This is a genomic window from Lentzea sp. NPDC059081 (assembly GCF_042738015.1).
GTDB lineage: Bacteria > Actinomycetota > Actinomycetes > Mycobacteriales > Pseudonocardiaceae > Lentzea.
In genome coordinates this window covers 194,958-214,907 of sequence record NZ_JBHYGW010000011.1, presented here as the reverse complement: position 1 = coordinate 214,907, position 19,950 = coordinate 194,958, and the positions used below count along the sequence as shown (strand labels likewise).

The window sequence follows — 19,950 nt, the reverse complement described above, 5'->3', positions numbered from 1 at the left end:
CGCCTCCCTCCCGGCGCCGGGGCCCTCGGCGTGCCCCGGCCGCTCCGCCACGACCTGACCGCGCCTCAAGCGCGTGAGGCCACGCTGGTTGCTCGACCGGCAGTCGTCGCCACCGGACGCGGGGAGGTGGGACCCCTTCGGCTCGACCGGCCTTCCAGCCGCGGCGAGTAGTCAGGACCCGCACCTCACCGGCGTTCGTGCGCAGCGAAACATCAGTGATCTGAGGAGTAACAGTGACCTCCACCAATGCCAAGCCCGACCTGGAGTCGCCACCGGCGACTGCCACTGCGCAGGCGACCCAGGTCGCCGGCGCACCGGCCCCCGACAAGAGGCGGTGGGCCGCGTTCGTCATCATGACCGTCGCCGTCTTCATGGACATGCTCGACGGCAGCATCGTCAACGTCGCCCTGCCGTCGATCCAGCGCGACCTCGGCGCGTCGTTCGGCCAGCTGCAGTGGATCACCGCGGGCTACGTGTTCGCGTTCGCCGTCACCCTGATCACGGGCGGGCGGCTCGGTGACATCTACGGACGTCGCCGCATGTTCCAGCTCGGTGTCATCGGCTTCGCCGTGTCGTCGCTGCTGTGCGGCATCGCGATCGACCCCGGCATGCTGGTCGGCGCCCGCCTGCTGCAGGGCCTCTCGGCCGGTCTGATGGTGCCGCAGGTGCTGTCGATCATCCACGTGACCTTCCCCGACGAGGAGAAGGGCAAGGTCTTCGCGGTCCACGGCATGGTCGGTGGCATCGCGGCCACGGTCGCGCCGCTGATCGGTGGCGTGCTGGTCGCCGCGAACATCTTCGGCTGGGACTGGCGGCCGATCTTCCTGATCAACGTGCCCATCGGCGTCATCGGCTGCATCCTGGGCTACAAGTTCATCCCGGAGTCGAAGGCGCCGCACGCGATGAAGCTGGACCTCGTCGGTGTCGTGCTGGCCACGGTCAGCCTCGCGCTGCTGCTGTTCCCGCTGACCTTCGGCCGTGAGCTGCACTGGCCCGTGTGGACGATCGCGTCGATGGTCGTGTCGGTCGCCGGCTTCGCGGCCTTCATCGCGTGGGAGCGCACCAAGCAGCGTCGTGACGGCGCGCCCCTGGTGCCGCTCAGCCTGTTCAAGGCCCGCAGCTTCTCGTCCGCTCTCGCCCTGATGCTGGTGACGTTCTCCTTCACCGGCATGTTCATGCTGGCGCTGTACCTGTTCATGCAGGAGGGCCTCGGCTTCTCCCCGCTGCGCAACGGTGTGACGCTGCTGGCGTTCTGCATCGGCGCGTTCTTCACGGCGTCGGCGTCGGTCATCGCGCTGGTGCCGAAGTTCGGCCGGGCGGTGCTGCAGGCGGGCGCGGTCGTGATCGTCATCGGCATCGGCCTGTTCCTGCTGGTCAACAGCGGCGAGGTGAGCAGCTGGGGCATGGTGCCCGCGCTGTTCGTCATCGGTCTGGGCTTCGGCGCCCTGGCCACGCCGATCTCGCTGTTCGCGCTCACCGACGTGCCGCACAAGGACGCGGGCGCCGCGTCGGGCCTCGTCAGCACCCAGCAGCAGCTCGGCTTCACGCTCGGCATCGCCGTCGTGTCGCTGGCGTTCTTCGCGCCGCTGAGCTCCACCGCGGCCACCAGCGCGGACGAGCTCACCCCGCAGCTGCGCCAGGAGCTGGTCGTGGCGGGCGTGCCGGCCGAGCGGGCCGACCAGATCGCCGGCTCGTTCAAGGCGTGCACCGTCGAGCGCCTGGGCGGTTCCGCGGAGCCGGGCACCTCGGAGAGCTGCGTCGCGGTGGCGCAGGACGCGCAGGCCAAGCCGGTCGTGGAGAAGTTCTCCGCGAAGGCGGCCGGGAACACGATGTCCGGCGCGTTCGACATCACCCTGTGGGTCGGGCTGGGCCTGGCCGTGCTGGCGCTCCTGCTGGCCGGGGCGCTGCCGAAGAAGCTGGCCGCACCGCAGGGCGCCTGAGCCCCGCGGCACTGCCGAGAACGCCCCGGGCGGATCACCGCCCGGGGCGTTCTGCTCATCCGTCTCAGGACCGGATTCGCACGGCCTCGGTCTCGACCTGGACCGGCCCGGCGAGCGCTGTGCCGTCGGGGGAGTAGACGTAGGCGTGGGCACCGGTGGTGAAGTGCGAGCGGGTGACCCTGCCGAGGTGGGTCGCGTTGATGGCGCCGTTCACCTCCGGGTGGGTGATCCAGAAGCTGAACGTGCCGCGGCCCGTCCTGGTCCAGATGCCGGTGCCCTGCTGTGGTGGGCCGCCGGGTTTGGTGGTGCAGTGCAACAGGAAGTCCGGGGTGAAGTCGCAGAGCATGGGACCCCGCTGCGGTGGCACTCCGTTGTGGACGGTCACCATCACGTCCCACCGGCCGACGAGGACGTCCTCCGCGGTGGCGGTGGCGGAGCCCGCGGCGGCGAGCGGGAAGGCGAGCACGCACGCGGCCAGCGCGGTGCGGGCACGACGGGGTTCGCGGAACATGGCCATGGAAACTCCTCCTGGTTGGAATGTGCTTCGAACGGTGATGAAAAGAGAAGTGGCCGCCAACTGCGAGGCTGGCGGCCACTTCCGTTCCGAGGTGCGGGTTATGCGGTCTTGACACCCGCGGCCACCAGCAACGGGCCGTGCACGAACGTGCGGTCGCGCCCGGAACGCTCGCGCTGCTCGGCCAGCCAGCCGTCTGCCTGCTCCTGGCTCGCCACGCCGGCCGTCACGCCCGCCTTCGCGATGCTCTCCAGCACGTGCACGCAGTCGTCGTACCTGGTGTAGACGCAGGTGAACGCCTCGGCTCGGACACCGGTGAAACCGTTGTCCAGCAACAGGCCGCGCAGCTTGCGCCCGCTCCACGGGTTGCTGATCGTGTCCGCGAACGCCTGCAGCAGCGTGCGCGTCAGCTCCTTGTCGTCGGAGTCGACGCACCAGCCGTCGGCGTCGATGTCGATCAGCACGATCCGGCCGCCGGTCTTGAGCACCCGGCGGGCCTCCGTGATCGCGACCTGCGAGTCGGCGAGGTGCTGGTACACCCGCTCGGCGCGGTAGCCGTCCGCGGAGGCGTCGGCCAGCGGGATCTCCTCGGCGCCGGCGACGCGGTAGTCGCAGTCCGGGAAGCGCTGCCGGGCCACGTCGATCATGCCCTCGCTGGGGTCGACCCCGGTCACCTCGGTGCCGAGCTTGGCGAGCTCCGCGACCGAGATCCCGGCCCCGCAGCCGACGTCGACGACCCGGTCGCCGGGCCGCACGTCGAGCAGGTCGTAGGACCGCTCGCGCAGGGCGGGAATCGGGGCCATGTTCTCGGCGTGCTCGATGAACGCCACGAGCTTCGCGGCGCCCGCGCTCGAGTCCACATCGGAGAAATGACCGAGTTCGGCCGTCTGGTCTGACGAGGTGCTCAACTTCCCCCTCCTTCGTGAAGACACTGCTCATCCACGGTCATCGTCCCGGCCCCGGCTCGGGCCTTCCTGGAAGTGCCGTCTCGACCTGACGTCGAGGCCGGTGCCCGATCCTGGACCGGACGAGGAGGCGGGGATGACGACGAGATCGGTCACGCGGGCGTTCCGCGACCAGGTGGCGAGGACGCCCCGGTCGGTCGCGGTGTCGGCGGAGGGGGACGCGGTCACCTACGAGGAGCTCGACAGCTGGTCGGACGCACTGGCGTGGCGGCTGGCGGAGGCGGGGGTGCGGCCGGGCGACCGGGTGGTCGTCTCGCTGCCCCGCTCGCTCGAGCTGGTGGTGGCGCTGGTCGGCGTGCTCAAGGCGGGAGCGGCCTACGTGCCGGTCGACCCGGCCGATCCCGGCGGCAGGACGGCGCTGGTGCTGGCCGACTCGGCCGCGGCCGCCGCACTGTCCACACCGGACCGGGCGGACACCTTCGCCGGTGTGGTGGCGTTGGAGGTGCCGCCCAGGCCGGACGTGCCCGCGGCGCTGTTCGGCGCGCCCGTCGCACCGGACGACCTCGCCTACCTGATGTACACCTCGGGGTCCACCGGCAAGCCCAAGTCCGTGATGGTGGAGCACCGCAACATCACGAACCTGGTGAGCAGCCCCAACTTCGTGGACCTCACCGCAGACGACCGGATCCTGCAGCTGGCGCCGGTGGCCTTCGACGCCGCGACGTTCGAGATCTGGGGCGCGCTGCTGAACGGCGCGCGGCTGGTGCTGGCGCCACCCGGTGTGGTGCACGCCGACGAGCTGGGCGACCTGCTGCGCGACAACGGGGTCACCACGATGTGGCTGACCGCCGCGCTCTTCCACCGCCAGATCGACGTGGACGTCGAGGCGTTCGCCGGCCTGCGCACCGCGCTGGCCGGCGGTGACGTCCTGTCCGTGCCGCACGTGCGGCTGCTCCGCGACACCTACCCGGACCTGCGGATCGTCAACGGGTACGGGCCCACCGAGACCACCACGTTCGCGCTGTGCCACGGCATCACGCCCGGTGAGGAGCTGACCGGCTCGGTGCCGATCGGCAGGCCCCTGCAGAACGTGGACGTCCGGGTGGTCGACGGTGACGGCGCCCCCGTGCCTCCCGGCACACCCGGTGAGCTGCTGATCGGCGGCGCCGGGGTGTCCCGCGGCTACTGGCGGCGCCCGGAGCTCACCGCGCAGGCGTTCGTCGAGCGGACCTTCGACGGGGTGACCGGCCGGTTCTACCGCAGCGGTGACCGCGTGGTCCGCCGGCCGGACGGCGTGGTCGAGTTCCTGGGCAGGACGGACGACCAGGTCAAGCTGCGCGGGTTCCGGATCGAGCCGGGCGAGGTCGAGGCGGTGTTGGCCGAGCACCCCCAGGTGCGGGAGGGCGCCGTGGGGGTCCGGGAGCACCACGACGGGGACCGGCGGCTGGTCGCGTGGATCGTGAGCGCGGGGGAGGACTTCGACCGGCCGTCGCTGCGCGCCCATCTGCGCGCCCACCTGCCGGAGCACATGGTGCCCGCGGGGTTCGTGGCCGTGGCGGAGCTGCCGATCACGGTCAACGGCAAGGTCGACCGCAAGGCGCTGCCGGACCCTGACTGGTCCTCGCGGTCCCTGTACGTCTAGTTCCCGCGACGACGAAGGTGGGCCTCCCGGAAGGGAAGCCCACCTTCGGTTGTCCTCTGTGGACGTTGTGTCAGTCCTTCGCCCAGTGCGGCGTCTCGAGGATCTCGACCACCGCCGCGGTCCACACGTACCCCCCGCCCGCGCACTGCAGCAGGACGAAGTCGCCGGGCTTCGGCTGCCGTTCGGTGAGCACGTGGTCGAGCCCCAGCACCACGTCGACCGTGCCGACCATGCCGACGTCCTTGCCCCAGTCGTAGGCCGTCTTGGCCCGGTCGACGCCCAGCAGGTTGTACAGGCCGTGCACCGCGATGGTCTCGGCGAGCTGCTGGTGCAGGAAGAAGGAGACGTCCCCCAGCTCGATCTCCGCCTCGTACAGCGCCTGCTTCACCGAGTGCTGGACGCCACCGGAGATCCGCTCGACGATCTCGTCCAGGTCGATGTCCTTGTTGTGCATGTAGTCCTGCATGCTGCGGTCGAGCTGCAGCGTCTTGCCGTCCGGGAACGGCGCTGTGCTGAACTCGGCGCGGCAGCGTCCCAGTGGTTCGAGCGACGGGTCGCCGTAGGAGAACATCGAACGGATCCGGGCGAAGCCGGACCGCGTGGACAGCACGACCGCTCCGGCGCCGTCGCTGTCGACGTTCTGCTCGTGCGAGTTCCACCGGTCGATGAACGGCAGCTGGAACGCGTCGCCGCCGGTGACCAGCGCGGCACCGGCGTCCGGCCGGGCGTGCAGGTAGGAGGCGGCGAGCTCCATGCCTCCCAGGAACGCGTTGCAGCCCTGCCTGACCTCGTACGCCGGCGCGGTGCCGCCGATGGTCTGCTGCTGCACGAAGCTCGCCGGCGTCCACAGGTCGAGGCCCTGGTGGCCGACGTAGCTGTGCACGACGATCGCGAACTCGTCGTGCGCGAGCCCGGACCGCGCCACCGCCTCCCTGCCCGCGACGGCCGCCATCACCGGCCCCGTCTCACCGGGCGCGGCCACGCGGGCGGCGCGGTAGCCGTTCATGGCTTTCTTCTGCTCGGTGTACCGTCCGGCGGCGATCGCCTCGTCGACGGTCTCCACGTGGTCCGGTAAATATGTGCCGATACCGGCCAAGTACAGGTTGTCCCAACGCATTGCGGTTTCCCCTCGAGTGGCTCAGGCGCTCAGCTGATCCAGCTCCCGCATCACGGCGGAGACGGTCGGCGCCTCGTAGAAGCGGCGCAAGGTGATTCTCACGCCGAACTGGGCGTGGATGCGGCGGACCAGCTTGGACGCGAGCAGGGAGTGCCCGCCCAGGTCGAAGAAGCTGTCGTCCGGAGCGATCTCCTCCACCCCCAGCACCTCAGCGAACAATGTGCTCATCTGCTCTTCTCGCACGGTCACCGACCTCCCCAGCACGTGTCGACGCGGTCTCCTGGTGCAGCGCCACGGTGCCGTGAGCGGGTCGAACTCAGCTCGCACTGAAGCGGACAGATATTCCGCTTCACCCGGACAACGCCGCGTCGAGCTCGTCGTCGTCGAACTCCTCGACGGTCAGCACGCCGGACGCGGTGGCGAAGTACCGGTCGGTGAGCCGGGGCGAGCCCGCCACCGCGCGCAGCATCGCGAGCTTGTGGCCGGTCACCTCGAGCTGCCCGACCGCCATCGTGTTGCGGTAGCACTCGAACAGCCCGTCCACCAGGTCGTCGGCGTACGCCGCCAGCCGCTTGTCCAGCGCCACCGGGTCGTGCAGCACGTCGGCCACCGCCGTGGTGAGCAGCTCCGCCTGCCAGAAGGCGTCGTTGATGCCGCGCGCGGTGATGGAGTCCTTGTGGTGCGCGGCGTCGCCGACCAGGGCCCAGCCGGGACCGGACGCCTGGCGGAAGAAGTTCTGCTGGTCGCCGCTGCCGTGCATGCGGTCGACCTGCTCCGCCGCCATCGCCCGGTCGTACAGGGCGGGCGCGGTCGTGCGGATGCTCTCCAGGTAGTGCGCCCGCGGATCGGCGCGCACGACGTCGAACTCGGCCTGCGGCGAGTAGGAGGCGATGAGCGTCGCGTCGTTGGTCGGGACCACGCCGATCCAGTTGCCTGGTCGCTCGTAGAGCTCGAAGTCCGCGGGCAACCCGGCCCAGTAGCTGTAGTACGCGCACGTCCTCAGCGGGTCCTGGACGACGAAGTCCGCGCCGAGCTTCTTGGCCATGGTGGACCGCATGCCGTCCGCGCCGACGACGAGGTGCGCGCGTTCCCCGGTCCGGCCGGCGCGCTCGGCGCGGAACTCGACGCCGACGGCCCGGTCGCCGTCGAAGACCGCCCCGGCGACCGAGGTGCCCTCGCGGAACTCCACGCCCGCCGCGACCGCCGCGTCGATGAGGATCTTGTCGAGCAGGTGGCGCCGGGGAGCGTAGGCGGCGCGCTGGTCGCCCGCCGGCAACGAGCACCCCGTCAGCCGGACGTCCGCGACCTGGTAGACCGCCCTGTCCAGGGCCGGGCACCCGGTGGCCACCACGGCGTCGAGCACACCCCAGCGGGCGAGCCGGTCCACGCCGGGCTGGTGGATGTACAAGGTGGACAGCTTGTCGCTGGGGAACCGCGCCCGGTCGACCATCAGGACCCGGTGGCCCGCTTCGGCGAACTGCAGCGCTGTGGCGGCTCCCGCGACTCTCGCGCCCACCACGATGACGTCGTACACGTGGACCCCCTCGTCCGTGCCGGTTCGCTCGACGACCGGCGAATCCTCGGCGGCCAGCATGGCGACGGGCTCTCGGCATCGGCTCGACCACGGGCAGCGTGCTCGAACGGCGCTGGACCTGGCTTCAGGCCGCCACTCCTAGCGTTCGGGGCGAACCCCGTTGTCGCGCCGAGGAGAGACCGTGGCCACCGGAGACGAATTCCCCCTGCCCGGATCGACCTACCGGGGCCCGGCCCCGCACTTCGCCCGGTTCCGCGCCGAGCAGCCCGTCGTCCGGGTGCCCGCGACCGGCGGAGGCCACGCGTGGCTCGTGACCCGGTACGACGACGTCCGCGCCGTGCTGAACGACGTGCGGTTCAGCCGGGCCGCCTCCTACGCGCCGGACGCCCCGCGGTTCCCCGGTCTGTTCCAGGCCCCGCCCGGCATGATCATCTCGCTGGACCCGCCCGACCACACCCGCCTGCGGACCCTGGTGGCCCAGGCGTTCTCGGTCGAACGGATCGAGGGCATGCGTCCGCGGGTGGCGCAGCTGGTGGACGAGCTGCTCGACCGCGCCGACTCCGAGGCCGTCACGGCACCGGTGGACCTGTTGGGGCGCTTCACCTTCCCGCTGGCCCTGACGGTCATCGCCGAGCTGCTGGGCGTGCCGTCGGAGGACCAGGAGCGCTTCAGCGTGTGGATCCGCCAGTTCGCCGCCGTCGACGGCCCGGAGGACGAGGCGATCGCGGCCAGGGAACAGCTCGGCGAGTACATGGCCGGCCTGGTGGTGGGCAAGACCGCGGAGCCCGGCGACGACGTCCTGTCGGCCCTGGTGCGCGCGCGGATCGGCGAGGACCGGCTGGACGTGGGCGAGCTGATCGGCCTCGGCTACACGCTGCTGGGCGCCGGCGGTGACTCGACCGCCTGCCAGCTGGCCAGCTCGGTCGTCACGCTGCTCGCCCGCGAACGGGACACGTGGGTGCGGCTGGGGGAGCACCCGGAGGAGGTGCCCGCCGCCGTCGAGGAGCTGCTGCGCTGGGTGAACCTGCCCACCAACGACACGTCCGGCCTGCCGCGCATCACCGTGGAGGACGTGGAGATCGGCGGCGTCACGATCCCGGCCGGCGACGCGGTGTTCGTGTCGATCACGTCGGCGAACCGGGACGAGGCCGTGTTCGGCTCACCGGACGAGCTCGACTTCGCCCGCGGCGGCGAGCACCTGGCGTTCGGGCACGGCATCCACCAGTGCCTGGGCGCGCCGCTGGCCCGCATCGAGCTCGTCCTGGCGTTGCGGGAGCTGACGCGCCGCTTCCCCGCGGCGCGTCTCGCGGTTGCCGAGCAGGAGCTGCGGTGGCAGCCGGCCGACATGAACCACCGCCTGCTCGAGCTGCCGATCGACCTGCACGGCAAGGGTTTCTAGGCGGTCTTGCGAGGGACCGCCAGTGCGGCCAGCGCACCGCAGAAGGTGAAGGCGGCCGCACCGAGCAGTGCCAGCCCGTACCCGGAGCCCAGGGCGTGCCTCAGCGGTTCGCCCTGGGCCAGCAGGGAGTCGGCGCGGGCCGACGACAGCGTCGCCAGCACGACCAGGCCGATCGCGCTGCCCATCTGCCGGATGGTGTTGAGCAGACCCGACGCCAGACCCGCCTGCTCGCGCGGCACACCGGACGTCGCGGCGTTCGTGGTGGCGTTGAGCACCGCGCCCATCCCCAGGCCCAGCAACGTGGTCGGGACGAGCAGGGCGCCCAGGAACGTCGACGTCTCGGTCGCCGCCGACGACCACAGCAGACCCGCGCACGCCGTGAGCAGACCGGTGATCAGCACCGGCCGCGGACCGACGCGCGGGACGATCCTGGCCACGCCGAACCCGCCGAGCGCGATGCCGATCGACAACGGCAGGTAGCCCAGGCCCGTCGCGAGTGGACCGAAGCCCATCACCTGCTGCATCACCAGCGTGAGGAAGTAGAACGTGCTGAACAGGGCGGCGATCGCGAAGAACGCCACCAGGTTCGCGGCGCTCACCGAGCGGTTGCGGAAGATGCCGAGCGGCATGAGCGGGTGGTCGGACCGGGTCTGCTGGCGCAGGAAGAACGCGAACAGCACGACCGACAGGACGAGCGACCCGGCCGACTGCCACGAGTACCAGCCGTACTGGTGCGACTGCGCGATGCCGAAGACGCCCGCCATCAGGCCGATCGTCACGGTGACCGCGCCGGGAACGTCGAGGCCCTTGCGGCCACCGTTGCTCGCGGTCTCCGGCACCACCCAGCGGATCAGCGACAGCAGCGCGATGCCCAGCGGCACGTTGATCAGCAGGACCCAGCGCCAGGACAGCGACTCGGTGATGATCCCGCCGAGCAGCACGCCGACCGCGCCGGCCGACCCGGAGACCGCGCTCCACCAGCCGAACGCCTTGGCGCGTCCGGCCGGGTCGGTGAACGTGGTGCCGAGGACCGTCAGCGTCGCGGGTGCCATCACCGCGGCGCCGAGGCCCTGGAAGCCGCGGGCGGCGATCAGCGTGCCGGGCGAGGTGGCCAGGCCGCCGACCGCGCTGGCGAGGGTGAACAGGCCGGCGCCGAACAGGAACACGCGGCGCTGCCCGAAGAGGTCGGCGAGCCTGCCGCCCAGCAGCAGGAAGCCGCACACGGCGATGGTGTACGCGCTGTTGACCCACTGCAGGTCGTGGCGCTCGAAGTGGAGCTCCTCGAAGATCGAGGGCAGCGCGACGTTCATGACCGAGGCGTCCAGCACGTTCATGAACTGGCCCAGGCAGCACACGGCCAGCACCAGGCCGAGCCGCGAGGCCACCGGGGCGGACCGGGCGCTCGTCGTGTGAGTTGTCATGCGCTCACGGTGCTCCGGCGTGGTCCACCTCGGTTCGGGCCTCACTCGAAACGTCGTCGGCGCAGGTGTCAGCGCAGCGTGCGGAAGAACCCGCGCAGCTCCTCGACCAGCACGTCCGGGCACTCCAGCGCGGGGAAGTGGCCGCCCACCGGCATCTCCTTCCAGTACCGCAGGTCGGTGAACCGGTGCTCGGCCCAGGCCTTCGGCATGCGCGCGTCGGCGGGGAACACGGAGAAGCCCGTGGGCACGCCGACCTGCGTGAGCGGCGACTTGTTGTAGCTCTCCCAGTACAACCGGCCCGACGACGCGGCGGTCTTGGTGAACCAGCACACCGACACCATGTCGAGGATGCGGTCGCGCGAGATGATCTTCTCCGCGTCGCCGTCGTGGTCGCTCCACGACCAGTACTTCTCCCCGGCCCAGCCGAGCTGGCCGACGGGGGAGTCGGTGAGGCCGTAGGCGAGCGACTGCGGTTTCGTGGACTGCACCGCGGCGTAGGCGGACTCCTTGGCCGCGAACTCCTTCAGCGCGCCGAGGCCGCGGTAGTCCTCTTGGGACAGTTGCACCTCTTGTTCGGGCGCGGAGGCGAAGGGCATCACGAGGTGGATGCCGTCGACGTGGTCCGGCGCGATGTGGCCGAGGATGCCCGTGATGAACGAGCCCCAGTCGTTGCCGTGCGCGAAGAACCGGTCGTAGCCGAGGCGTCCCATGAGCGTCACCAGCACCGCAGCGATGCGTTCCAGCGTCCAGCCCGAGTCGGTCGGCTTGTCGCTGAAACCGTAGCCGGGCAACGAGGGCGCGACGACGTGGAACGCGTCGGCGGGGTCCGGCGGGTTCGTCAGCGGCTCCAGGACGTCGAGGAACTCCGCGACCGACCCCGGCCAGCCGTGCGTGATCAGCAGCGGCCGGGCCTGCGGGTGCGGCGACCGGGCGTGCAGGAAGTGGACGCCCACGCCGTCGATCTCGGTCTTGAACTGGGGCACGGCGTTCAGCCGCGCCTCGGTCGCGCGCCAGTCGTAGCCGCTCGCCCAGTACTCGCTGAGTTCTTTTGCGTAGGCCAGCGGCATGCCCTGGGACCAGTCGTCGACGGTCTCCGCGTCCGGCCACCTCGTCGCCGCCAGCCGGGTGCGCAGGTCAGCCAGTTCGGAGTCGGCGACGGCGACCCGGAACGGCACGAGTTCAGCGTTCATGGCGACGAAGCTAGGTTCCCCTCCTCGATTCCGGGTCGACGTCCTGCGGTGACTGCCTGTTGTCGAGCCGCTTTCGAGGTGCGGCGGGCACTGTCGGGGCCGATGCCCGGCTCGTCGCGAGCCGTCCCGCCATTCCGGAGGTGCCCCCTTGTCTGCGCATGAGCTGGAAGAGTTTCCGTTCGCCGGCTCGTCCTACCACGGACCGGCTCCCGTCTACGCCAAGATGCGCGCCGAATGCCCGGTGGCGAAGGTGTCGACGGCGGGTGGCGTGGACGCCTGGGTGGTGTCCCGCTACGAGGACGTCCGGACCGCACTGGCCGACCCGCGGCTGAGCCGCGCACTGACCTGCGCGGAGGGTGCGCCGCGCATCGGCGGGTCGATGACCACCACCCCCGAGATGATCATCTCGCTGGACAGCTCCGAGCACTCGCGGCTGCGCAAGCTCGTCGCCGGCGCGTTCACCGTCCGCCGCGTCGAGGCCATGCGCCCCAACGTGCAGCGGGTGTGCGACGAGCTGCTCGACGCCATCCAGGAGAAGGGCCCGGTCGTCGACCTGGTCGAGGCGTTCTGCGTGCCGTTGCCGCTGACCGTCATCGGCGAGATGCTCGGCGTGCCGAGCGAGGACCTCCGCGCGTTCGAGAAGGACGCCCGCGCGTTCGCCACGGTCGACGACCGGGCGGGCGGCGAGGAGTCGCTGGCCGCGCTGGGCAGGCTCAACGACTACATCGTCGGCCTCATCGCCGAGAAGCGGGCGAACCCCGGCGACGACATGCTGTCCGACCTGATCGCGGCCAGGGACAACGACGACCGGCTGAGCGAGCGCGAGCTCGTGACGTTCGGCTTCACGCTCATCGGCGCCGGGTTCGACACGACCGCGAACCAGCTGGCCAACTCGCTGCTGGCACTGCTCGAGCACCACCGCGAGGACTGGGACCGGCTGGCCGCGCAGCCCGAGCTCATCCCGACCGCCGTCGAGGAGCTGCTGCGGCACGTCAACCTCTTCGCCACCGACACCACCGGCTTCCCGCGCATCGCCGCGGAGGACCTGGAGATCGGCGGCGTGCAGATCTCCGCCGGTGACCCGGTCATCTTCTCGCTCACCTCGGCCAACCGCGACGGGGACGTGTTCGCCGACCCCGACACGCTCGACATCACCCGCGAGCACAACCCGCACATCTCGTTCGGGCACGGCATGCACTACTGCCTCGGCAAGCAGCTGGGCCGCATGGAGATGGCGATCGCGCTCGAAGGCCTGCTGCGCCGCTTCCCCGACCTCCGGCTCGCGAAGCCGGAGAACGAGCTGGGGTGGCACCACGGCGAGATCAACCACACGCTCAGCGCCCTCCCGGTCATCTGGGGATAGGAGACAAGCCATGCCGGACAAGCAGTGCGAGGTCAGACTGGCCAAGCACGTCGAGGACGACCTCACCCTCGAGCACTTCGACGTCGTCGAGGTGGACGTCCCCGAGCCCGGTGACGGTGAGGTGCTGGTGCGCGTCGATTACGTGTCGGTGGCGGCAGCCTTCAAGGAGTTCATGAAGTCCGACTGCCAGATCCCCGGCGTGCCGCCGTGGAAGGTCGGCGACGCCGCGGGCGCCGGAGGTGTCGGCACGGTCGTGAAGTCGAACAGCCCGGACCTCGCGGTCGGCGACTGCGTGCAGTCGTTCGGCGGCTGGCAGGAGTACTGGGTCGGGCCCGCGCAGCAGTTCATCAAGCAGAACCCGCAGTACGTGCCGTCGCCCGTGTACTTCCTGTCGCAGGGACCCACGGCGTACTACGGCATGGCGACCCTGGCGAAGGCCGGTGAGGGCGACGTCGTGTTCGTCACCGGTGCCGCCGGCGGCGTCGGTTCGCTGGCCGGGCAGATCGCCAAAGCCCGTGGCGCCAAGGTGATCGGCTCGGCCGGCAGCCAGGAGAAGGTCGACTGGCTGGTGAACGAGCTCGGCTTCGACGCCGCGTTCAACTACAAGGACGGCCCGGCGATCGACCGGCTGCGTGAACTGGCGCCCGACGGCATCAGCGTGTTCTTCGACAACGTCGGCGGCGAGCAGTTCGAGGCCGCGGTCCAGGCCGCCCGCCCGCACGCCCGGTTCGCGCTGTGCGGCGAGCTGTCCAGCCAGAACAGCGGTGCCGAGCACCCGCGGCTCGACCTGATGACGGCGATCACCAAGCACCTGGAGATCCGCCCGTTCGCCTGCTACCACCTGCCGGAGCAGATCCAGGACTGGGTCGTCCACTTCGGACAGTGGCTGCAGGAGGGCAGGTTCGTCTTCCCGCACACGATCGTCGAGGGCGGGATCAAGGCCGCGCCGCAGGCGTTGCTGTCGCTGTTGGCCGGCGAGTACACCGGCAACGTGACGGTCAAGATCTCCTGACGCGCGCACGGGAGAAGGGGGCGCCTGCGATCGACTGGCGCCCCCTTCGAGGTGTGTCTACCCGAGCCGCTGAGCCGTGATCCGGATCGCCGCTTCCCGTGCCGTGGTGCCGTTTTCGAGGCGCACCACCGCGTTCCCGCTGCTGACGAACTCGTCGCCGCGCAGCACGCCGTCCTGCGAGATCTCGATCGTGCCTCGTGCCTCGGTCAGCTCCTCGAGGATGTGGTAGCTGAACGTGTCGGGGCCGGTCGACCTCCAGGTGCCGGATCCCCTTCCGCCCACGACGAGCAACGCAGACCCGTCGCGGGCGAACTCGAGCTCGCTCTCCGTGTCGCCACCGGGTCGGCCGACCCGTGCGCGCCACCTGCCCACCGCGAGAATTCCCATACCCCCCAGGGTTTCCGTCCGACCTAGACCTGGACTCAAGGAACACCGAGCAGGGTTGCAGACGACTGCCCTACCGAGTGGAGAGAAGCTGGAGGCGTCATGTCGGACGCACCATTTGCCGGACAGCAGGTCGTCGTGACGGGTGGGGGAACCGGCATCGGCCGCGCGGCGGCGCTGGCGTTCGCCGACCTCGGCGCGTCGAACGTGATCATCACCGGCCGCCGGGAGAACCGGCTCACCGAGGTCGTCGCGCTGCACCCCGCGATCACCGCCGTCGTCGCGGACGTGACGACGCCCGAGGGTGCGGAGAAGGTCGCCGACGCCGTGAAGCTGGGCGGCGGCAGGGTCGACGTGCTGGTGCACAACGCCGGCATCTTCCGCTTCACCCCCGTCGCGGGCTTCGACCTCGGCACCGCCCGCGACGTGCTGGAGACCAACCTGGTCGGCCCGCTGGTGCTGACCGCAGCGCTGCTGCCGAGGATGACCTCGCCCGGCGGCAGCATCGTGTTCGTCTCGAGCAACGCCGGCCACAACGCCAACCCCGGCGGTGGCGTGTACGGCGCGAGCAAGGCCGCCGTGAACAGCCTCGTCCGCAGCTGGGCCCTCGAGCTGGCCCCGCAGGGCATCCGCGTCAACGCGGTCGCCCCCGCGGCGGTGCGCACGGAGGTCTACGCGGCCAACGGCCTGAGCGCCGAGGAGGTCGAGGGCTACTTCGGCTTCCAGGCCTCCCAGACGCCTCTGGGGCGCACGGGCGAGGTCGACGACGTCGTGCCGTGGATCACCCGCTTCGCCGAGCCGGCGAGCGGGTGGGTGACCGGTCAGATCATCACGCTCGATGGCGGCGCTGACCTGGCGTGAGCCAACTTCTCGACTAGGAGGAAGACCCAGATGACCAGCAGCGCCACCGAGCCAGGTGTGGACACGTTCCCGTACAAGCGCACCTGCCCGTTCACGCCGCCCGCGCAGTACACGCAGATGGCCGAGGAAGACGTCGTCGAGGTGACGCTCACCGGGTCCGGGCTGCGGATCTGGACGATCAGCGGCTACCACACGATCAAGCAGATCCTGACGGACCCGCGGATCAGCGCCTCCCGCAAGCACGACAACTTCCCGTTCTACTTCGTCGCGCCGCCGGAGTTCCGCACCGAGACGTCGTTCATCGGCTACGACAACCCGGAGCACACCAAGACCCGGCGCAAGGCGGCCGTGACGTTCACCAACCGCCAGGTGAAGCGGCTGCGCGGCCGCATCCAGGAGATCGTCGACGAGTACATCGACAAGATCCTGACGATGACACCGCCGATCGACTTCCACCGCGAGTTCTCGCTCGCCGTGCCGATGACCGTCATCTGCGAGCTGCTCGGCATCCCGCAGGACGAGCACGACTTCTTCATCGAGCACGGCACCTGTCTGCTCGGCGGCCACTCGACGCCCGAGCAGCGCCAGGCCGCGATCGTCGAGGTGAACGCCTACGTCGACAAGCTGATCACGTTGAAGGAGAAGGAGCCCGGCGAGGACCTCCTGTCCCGCGCGATGGCCGAGTACGCGGCCTCCGGCGAGGAGTACACGCGGCGCGACCTGTTCAACATGATCCGCCTGCTGATGAACGGCGGCCACGAGACCACGGCCTCGATGCTGTCGCTGGGCACCGCCGCGCTGCTGGAGAACCCGGACCAGCTGAAGCTGCTGCTCGACGACCCCGAGGGCATGATCGAGCCGGCCGTCGAGGAACTGGTCCGCATCGCGACCATCGGCGACACCGCCATCCCGCGCGTGGCGCTGGAGGACATCGAGATCGCGGGCAAGACCATCAAGGCCGGCGACGGCATCCTGTGCCTGGGCCTGAACGGCAACCGCGACCCCGAGGTCTTCCCGGAGCCGGAGAAGCTGCTGCTGGAGCGCGGCACCCGCAAGCACCTCGGGTTCGGCCACGGCCTGCACCACTGCATCGGCGCCGACCTCGCGCGCCTGGAGATGCAGCTGGTGTGGACGACGCTGTTCCAGCGCATCCCGTCGCTGCGCCTGGCGAAGCCGTTCCTGGAGATCCCGCGCAAGGAGGGCGCCGTGATCTACGGCCTCTGGGAGCTCCCCGTGACGTGGGACCTGCCCGCGGAGGACTGATCGTGCTGAAAAGGCCCCGCTCTCCTTTCGAGAGCGGGGCCTTTTCGTTGTTTCAGTCCTTCGGGATGTCCGGGCGCTTCACGTGGCCGGGAATCCGGGTGTGCTTGGTCTGCGGGAGAACGCCGTCGACCAGGTAGTCGTCGACCAGCGCGTCGAGAACCTCGTTGCCCACCAACGCGTACACCTCGTGGTCACCGGAGTCCGCGATGACGACCAGCGGGTGGTCCAGCAGCGCGGCCAGTTCGATGCCGCCCTCGACGCGGTCCATCGGATCGCCGTCGGCCTGCACCACGAGCCCCTTGGGGTATCCCGGCTGCGCCAGTTTCGTGGGTGGCTCAACGCTTTCATACGTCCGGAACGCCCCGACCCACGGCTGGGCCCGCAGCACCCCGTACCCGTACGGGTGCTCGGCCCGGTGCTTGCGGACGTCGCGGTAGTAGACCTCCAGGTCCTGCGGCCAGTAGGTCTCGAGCGTGATGGCCTCCAGCACGCCGACCCGCAGGTCGCCCTCCTGGTCCTGCGGCCGCCACGTCCCCTGCCCGACGATCAACGTGCGGGCCTTGTCGAGGTTGCCGTCGTCGAGCGCCGTGTTCAGGTCCCCGATGAGGTACCCCAACGAGTCCCACTGCGCCCGGTCCGTGGCCCTCGTGCCGACCGCGCCGTCGAGCAGCGTCCGCAGGTGAACCTGCTCCTTCTCGTCGAGCTTGGCGACGACCTTCTCGATCTCGTCGATGACGGCCTTCTTGGTGGTGCCGAGGTGGAAGTGCCCGTCGCGTTCCGCGGTCCACTCGGCCCACAGCTCGACGTTGCGGTACACCGCCTCCGCCTGCGTGACGAACTGGTCGCGCCACGTCCACTGTGGATTGATGCACGAGTCGAGAACCGTTCGGTCGAGGTTTTCGGGGAACATCGTCCCGTAGACGGCGCCGACGTAGGTGCCGTACGCATACCCGACGAACGAGATCTTCTCCTCGCCCAGCACGACCCGGATCAGGTCCATGTCGCGCGCGGTGTTGCGCGTCGTGATGTGCTTGCGCAGCTCACCGCCGGCCTTCTCGCAGCCCAGCTCGCGCAACCGCATGTCCTCGGCCAGCTGCTCGAACAACGAGTCCGGCGGCCGCGAGTCGAAGGGCGCCTTGGGAACCGTCACCTCGCTGTAGAGCTTGGTCGACTCCCCGTACCCGCGCGGGTCGAACCCGATGAGGTCGTAGGCGGTCCTGAGCCTGGCACCGAAGTGCTTGATCAGGTTCAGCCCGTCCCCGCCGTCACCGCCGGGCCCGCCGTTGACGGCCAGCAGCACACCGCGGCGCTGCGCCCGGTCCGTGGCCTTGAGACGAGCGAGGGCGATGGTGAGCTTGGGACCGTCCGGATCGGAGTAGTCGCGTGGCACGACGACCGTCGCGCGTTCAAGGCCGTCCTCGAACGGCGGTGACCAGTTCACCTGCTGGTCGTAGAACTCCTTGAGGGGCACGGTGGAACCTCCGCGTGTGGGGTGTGCGCCGACACCGCAGCGTCGCAAGGGCCCCTCGAACGGCCCTGGAACCGCCGCCTCGCTGGCCAGCCGCTGCTTCTGCCATGTGCCGGCCGCCGGCCTGCCCCGCTGCTCCTGCCGCGTGCCGGCCGCGGGCCTGGCCCGCGCCCCCTGCTGCGCCTTCTTGCGCCGGGCGGGGGCGGGTGCCAGCTCGTGCCTGCGTCTGCATCGACTGCGCCCCGTACTGCCGTTCCGTGCCCCGATCTGTCCGTGTGTGCTGTCCGTGCCTGCCCCCTGACCGCGCCTTCCTTTTGCGGCGGCGAAGATGACCATGTTTCCGTGACATCGAACAGACGGCGCCGAGCGTGAATCAGGACAAGGTTCACTCGTCCGGGTGACCACGGCCCGCAGCCGGCACGCACACGCCGTGCCCGGAACGTCCTCAGACGCTCCCGCGCAAGCCTCACCCGCGCCAACCGCACCGCGCCAACCGCGCCTGCGCCCGCACCAACCCGATCCCGCGCCGTCCTCAGCCACACCCGCGCCGCCCACCCCCGACCAAGCCGTCCCGACCAAGCCGTCCCGGCCAAGTCGTCCCGACCAAACCCCGTGAACGCTCAAGGTCCCCTCCACCACGTGCAAAGCGCCGCCGTCCAAGGTGAACCACGTCCGGCGAGCCGCAGATCCGTGGGAGAACTGCCATGCCAAAGATCACTTACGTAGCGCACGACGGGGTTGAGACCGTTGTCGACGTTGCCCAGGACGACACCGTGATGCGCGGCGCGGTTCTCAACGGCATCAAGGGAATCGTCGCCCAGTGCGGCGGCGGGGCTTCCTGCGGCACGTGCCACGTGTACATCGACCCCGAGAACACCAAGCCGCTGTCCCAGATGCACCAGGTCGAGGACGAGCTCCTCTACTTCACGGCCTGCGAGCGCAAGGAGAACAGCCGCCTGAGCTGCCAGATCCCCGTGACCGAGGAGCAGGACGGGCTCGTCGTGCACATGCCTGAGAAGCAACTCTGAGGGAGTGAAAGCATGAGCCAGCGACGGGTCGCCCTGGTCACGGGCGCTACCAGCGGTATCGGTCTCGAGGTCGCACGCAGCCTCGGCAAGGAGGGGCACGCCGTCTTCGTCGTCGCCCGCAACGCCGAGAACGTCCAGACCACGGTGAAGCAGCTCCGCGAGGAAGGCATCGAGGCCGACGGCGCGGCTAGTGACGTCACGTCCACTGAGGACATTCGAAGCGCTGTCCAGAAGGCCGTCGACGTCTTCGGGCCCATCGAGATCCTCGTGAACAACGCCGGCCGCGGTGGTGGCGGCATCACCGCCGAGCTGGACGAGAACCTCTGGCTCGACGTCATCGACACCAACCTGAACGGTGTTTTCCGCTTTACCAAAGAGGTTCTGAGCACCGGCAAGATGGTCGAGCAGAGCTGGGGCCGGATCATCAACATCGCCTCCACCGGCGGCAAGCAGGGCGTCGTGTTCGCCGCGCCCTACTCCGCGTCCAAGCACGGCGTCGTCGGCTTCAGCAAGGCTGTCGGCATCGAGCTCGCGAAGTCCGGCATCACCGTCAACGCGGTGTGCCCCGGCTACGTCGAGACGCCGATGGCCAGCCGGGTGCGCCAGGGCTACGCGAACCACTGGGGTGTCAGCGAGGACGAGGTCCTCGAGAAGTTCAACGCCAAGATCCCGCTGGGTCGGTACAGCACGCCGGAAGAGGTCGCCGGTCTCGTGACGTACCTGACCACGGACACCGCGTCCTCGATCACCGCGCAGGCGCTCAACGTCTGCGGCGGGCTGGGCAACTACTGACATGCGCGGCGAGTCGGTAGTCGTCGTCGGGGCCGGGCAGGCGGGCTGCCAGGTCGCGGGGGTTCCCTCGGACTCAGAAAAACCCCATCCCCCCACCCCCCCTCTTCCGCAGGCGAC

The 19,950-nt window shown here is 70.2% G+C and carries 18 protein-coding genes; 9 read left to right on the top strand and 9 right to left on the bottom strand.

Translation table 11 applies throughout. From position 1 onward, the window contains the following. Positions 1–233: 233 nt before the first annotated feature. Positions 234–1,940 (top strand): MFS transporter, encoded by a 1,707-nt coding sequence (locus tag ACFWV3_RS24925; RefSeq protein WP_382414131.1) that lies wholly within the window; start codon positions 234–236, stop codon positions 1,938–1,940. Positions 1,941–2,004: 64 nt separating this feature from the next. On the opposite strand, the gene ACFWV3_RS24920 is transcribed toward ACFWV3_RS24925, so the two are convergent. Together ACFWV3_RS24920 and ACFWV3_RS24915 are read right to left on the bottom strand one after the other, a co-directional pair. After that, positions 2,005–2,457 carry a hypothetical protein gene (locus tag ACFWV3_RS24920; RefSeq protein ID WP_382414129.1) on the bottom strand — a complete coding sequence of 151 codons (453 nt, stop codon included), beginning with the start codon at positions 2,455–2,457 and terminating at the stop codon, positions 2,005–2,007. Positions 2,458–2,555: 98 nt separating this feature from the next. After that, positions 2,556–3,362 (bottom strand): methyltransferase domain-containing protein, encoded by an 807-nt coding sequence (locus tag ACFWV3_RS24915; protein WP_382414127.1) that lies wholly within the window; start codon positions 3,360–3,362, stop codon positions 2,556–2,558. 133 nt (positions 3,363–3,495) lie between these two features. Between ACFWV3_RS24915 and ACFWV3_RS24910 the strand changes: the two genes are divergently transcribed. After that, complete coding sequence (locus ACFWV3_RS24910; RefSeq protein WP_382414125.1) at positions 3,496–5,001, top strand: amino acid adenylation domain-containing protein; 1,506 nt, start codon at positions 3,496–3,498, stop codon at positions 4,999–5,001. Positions 5,002–5,071: 70 nt separating this feature from the next. Here ACFWV3_RS24910 and ACFWV3_RS24905 read toward each other — a convergent pair whose 3' ends face one another. The 3 genes from ACFWV3_RS24905 to ACFWV3_RS24895 form a co-directional block, all read right to left on the bottom strand. Then, the gene (locus ACFWV3_RS24905; protein ID WP_382414123.1) at positions 5,072–6,118 is read right to left on the bottom strand and encodes a ketoacyl-ACP synthase III family protein; all 1,047 of its coding nucleotides are present in this window, start codon (positions 6,116–6,118) and stop codon (positions 5,072–5,074) included. Positions 6,119–6,139: 21 nt separating this feature from the next. Continuing rightward, positions 6,140–6,346, bottom strand: a complete 207-nt coding sequence (locus ACFWV3_RS24900; RefSeq protein WP_382414122.1) for an acyl carrier protein — start codon at positions 6,344–6,346, stop codon at positions 6,140–6,142. A gap of 121 nt (positions 6,347–6,467) precedes the next feature. After that, entirely contained in the window at positions 6,468–7,712 is a 1,245-nt protein-coding gene (locus ACFWV3_RS24895) for an NAD(P)/FAD-dependent oxidoreductase (protein WP_382414120.1), read from the bottom strand. A 121-nt stretch (positions 7,713–7,833) separates the two neighbouring features. Between ACFWV3_RS24895 and ACFWV3_RS24890 the strand changes: the two genes are divergently transcribed. Next, entirely contained in the window at positions 7,834–9,051 is a 1,218-nt protein-coding gene (locus tag ACFWV3_RS24890; RefSeq protein ID WP_382414118.1) for a cytochrome P450, read from the top strand. Here the strand turns inward: ACFWV3_RS24890 and ACFWV3_RS24885 are convergent. Both ACFWV3_RS24885 and ACFWV3_RS24880 read right to left on the bottom strand, forming a co-directional pair. Next, on the bottom strand, positions 9,048–10,472 hold the full coding sequence (locus tag ACFWV3_RS24885; RefSeq protein WP_382414116.1) for an MFS transporter: 1,425 nt from the start codon (positions 10,470–10,472) through the stop codon (positions 9,048–9,050). The two genes, ACFWV3_RS24890 and ACFWV3_RS24885, sit on opposite strands and share 4 nt — an antisense overlap. A 68-nt stretch (positions 10,473–10,540) precedes the next feature. Further along, positions 10,541–11,662 carry an epoxide hydrolase family protein gene (locus ACFWV3_RS24880; RefSeq protein WP_382414115.1) on the bottom strand — a complete coding sequence of 374 codons (1,122 nt, stop codon included), beginning with the start codon at positions 11,660–11,662 and terminating at the stop codon, positions 10,541–10,543. Positions 11,663–11,810: 148 nt separating this feature from the next. On the opposite strand from ACFWV3_RS24880, the gene ACFWV3_RS24875 reads away from it, so the two are divergent. Together ACFWV3_RS24875 and ACFWV3_RS24870 are read left to right on the top strand one after the other, a co-directional pair. Beyond that, the gene (locus tag ACFWV3_RS24875; protein WP_382414113.1) at positions 11,811–13,025 is read left to right on the top strand and encodes a cytochrome P450; all 1,215 of its coding nucleotides are present in this window, start codon (positions 11,811–11,813) and stop codon (positions 13,023–13,025) included. Positions 13,026–13,035: 10 nt separating this feature from the next. Further along, positions 13,036–14,037 carry a zinc-binding dehydrogenase gene (locus ACFWV3_RS24870; RefSeq protein ID WP_382414112.1) on the top strand — a complete coding sequence of 334 codons (1,002 nt, stop codon included), beginning with the start codon at positions 13,036–13,038 and terminating at the stop codon, positions 14,035–14,037. Between the two features lie 57 nt (positions 14,038–14,094). Here the strand turns inward: ACFWV3_RS24870 and ACFWV3_RS24865 are convergent, their stop codons facing one another. Further along, the gene (locus tag ACFWV3_RS24865) at positions 14,095–14,424 is read right to left on the bottom strand and encodes a hypothetical protein (RefSeq protein WP_382414110.1); all 330 of its coding nucleotides are present in this window, start codon (positions 14,422–14,424) and stop codon (positions 14,095–14,097) included. Between the two features lie 99 nt (positions 14,425–14,523). Here ACFWV3_RS24865 and ACFWV3_RS24860 point away from each other — a divergent pair, with 99 nt between their 5' ends. Further along, positions 14,524–15,282 carry an SDR family NAD(P)-dependent oxidoreductase gene (locus ACFWV3_RS24860; protein ID WP_382414108.1) on the top strand — a complete coding sequence of 253 codons (759 nt, stop codon included), beginning with the start codon at positions 14,524–14,526 and terminating at the stop codon, positions 15,280–15,282. A 30-nt stretch (positions 15,283–15,312) separates the two neighbouring features. Then, on the top strand, positions 15,313–16,545 hold the full coding sequence (locus ACFWV3_RS24855) for a cytochrome P450 (protein ID WP_382414106.1): 1,233 nt from the start codon (positions 15,313–15,315) through the stop codon (positions 16,543–16,545). 52 nt (positions 16,546–16,597) lie between these two features. Here ACFWV3_RS24855 and ACFWV3_RS24850 read toward each other — a convergent pair whose 3' ends face one another. Continuing rightward, positions 16,598–18,016, bottom strand: coding sequence for an alpha/beta fold hydrolase (locus tag ACFWV3_RS24850; RefSeq protein WP_382414104.1), 1,419 nt, complete (start codon positions 18,014–18,016; stop codon positions 16,598–16,600). 701 nt (positions 18,017–18,717) lie between these two features. On the opposite strand from ACFWV3_RS24850, the gene ACFWV3_RS24845 reads away from it, so the two are divergent. Next, positions 18,718–19,041, top strand: coding sequence for a 2Fe-2S iron-sulfur cluster-binding protein (locus tag ACFWV3_RS24845; protein ID WP_266043475.1), 324 nt, complete (start codon positions 18,718–18,720; stop codon positions 19,039–19,041). Positions 19,042–19,053: 12 nt separating this feature from the next. After that, positions 19,054–19,833, top strand: coding sequence for an SDR family NAD(P)-dependent oxidoreductase (locus ACFWV3_RS24840; protein WP_382414103.1), 780 nt, complete (start codon positions 19,054–19,056; stop codon positions 19,831–19,833). Positions 19,834–19,950: the final 117 nt, after the last annotated feature.

What these genes read in the sequence shown, in the direction of transcription:
- ACFWV3_RS24855 (WP_382414106.1), top strand. Translation starts at nt 15,313, where the DNA reads ATGACCAGCAGCGCCACCGAGCCAGGTGTGGACACGTTCCCGTACAAG.
- ACFWV3_RS24905 (WP_382414123.1), bottom strand. Translation starts at nt 6,118, where the DNA reads ATGCGTTGGGACAACCTGTACTTGGCCGGTATCGGCACATATTTACCG.
- ACFWV3_RS24860 (WP_382414108.1), top strand. Translation starts at nt 14,524, where the DNA reads ATGTCGGACGCACCATTTGCCGGACAGCAGGTCGTCGTGACGGGTGGG.
- ACFWV3_RS24900 (WP_382414122.1), bottom strand. Translation starts at nt 6,346, where the DNA reads ATGAGCACATTGTTCGCTGAGGTGCTGGGGGTGGAGGAGATCGCTCCG.
- ACFWV3_RS24840 (WP_382414103.1), top strand. Translation starts at nt 19,054, where the DNA reads ATGAGCCAGCGACGGGTCGCCCTGGTCACGGGCGCTACCAGCGGTATC.
- ACFWV3_RS24865 (WP_382414110.1), bottom strand. Translation starts at nt 14,424, where the DNA reads ATGGGAATTCTCGCGGTGGGCAGGTGGCGCGCACGGGTCGGCCGACCC.
- ACFWV3_RS24845 (WP_266043475.1), top strand. Translation starts at nt 18,718, where the DNA reads ATGCCAAAGATCACTTACGTAGCGCACGACGGGGTTGAGACCGTTGTC.
- ACFWV3_RS24895 (WP_382414120.1), bottom strand. Translation starts at nt 7,712, where the DNA reads ATGCTGGCCGCCGAGGATTCGCCGGTCGTCGAGCGAACCGGCACGGAC.
- ACFWV3_RS24880 (WP_382414115.1), bottom strand. Translation starts at nt 11,662, where the DNA reads ATGAACGCTGAACTCGTGCCGTTCCGGGTCGCCGTCGCCGACTCCGAA.
- ACFWV3_RS24870 (WP_382414112.1), top strand. Translation starts at nt 13,036, where the DNA reads ATGCCGGACAAGCAGTGCGAGGTCAGACTGGCCAAGCACGTCGAGGAC.
- ACFWV3_RS24910 (WP_382414125.1), top strand. Translation starts at nt 3,496, where the DNA reads ATGACGACGAGATCGGTCACGCGGGCGTTCCGCGACCAGGTGGCGAGG.
- ACFWV3_RS24885 (WP_382414116.1), bottom strand. Translation starts at nt 10,472, where the DNA reads ATGACAACTCACACGACGAGCGCCCGGTCCGCCCCGGTGGCCTCGCGG.
- ACFWV3_RS24920 (WP_382414129.1), bottom strand. Translation starts at nt 2,457, where the DNA reads ATGGCCATGTTCCGCGAACCCCGTCGTGCCCGCACCGCGCTGGCCGCG.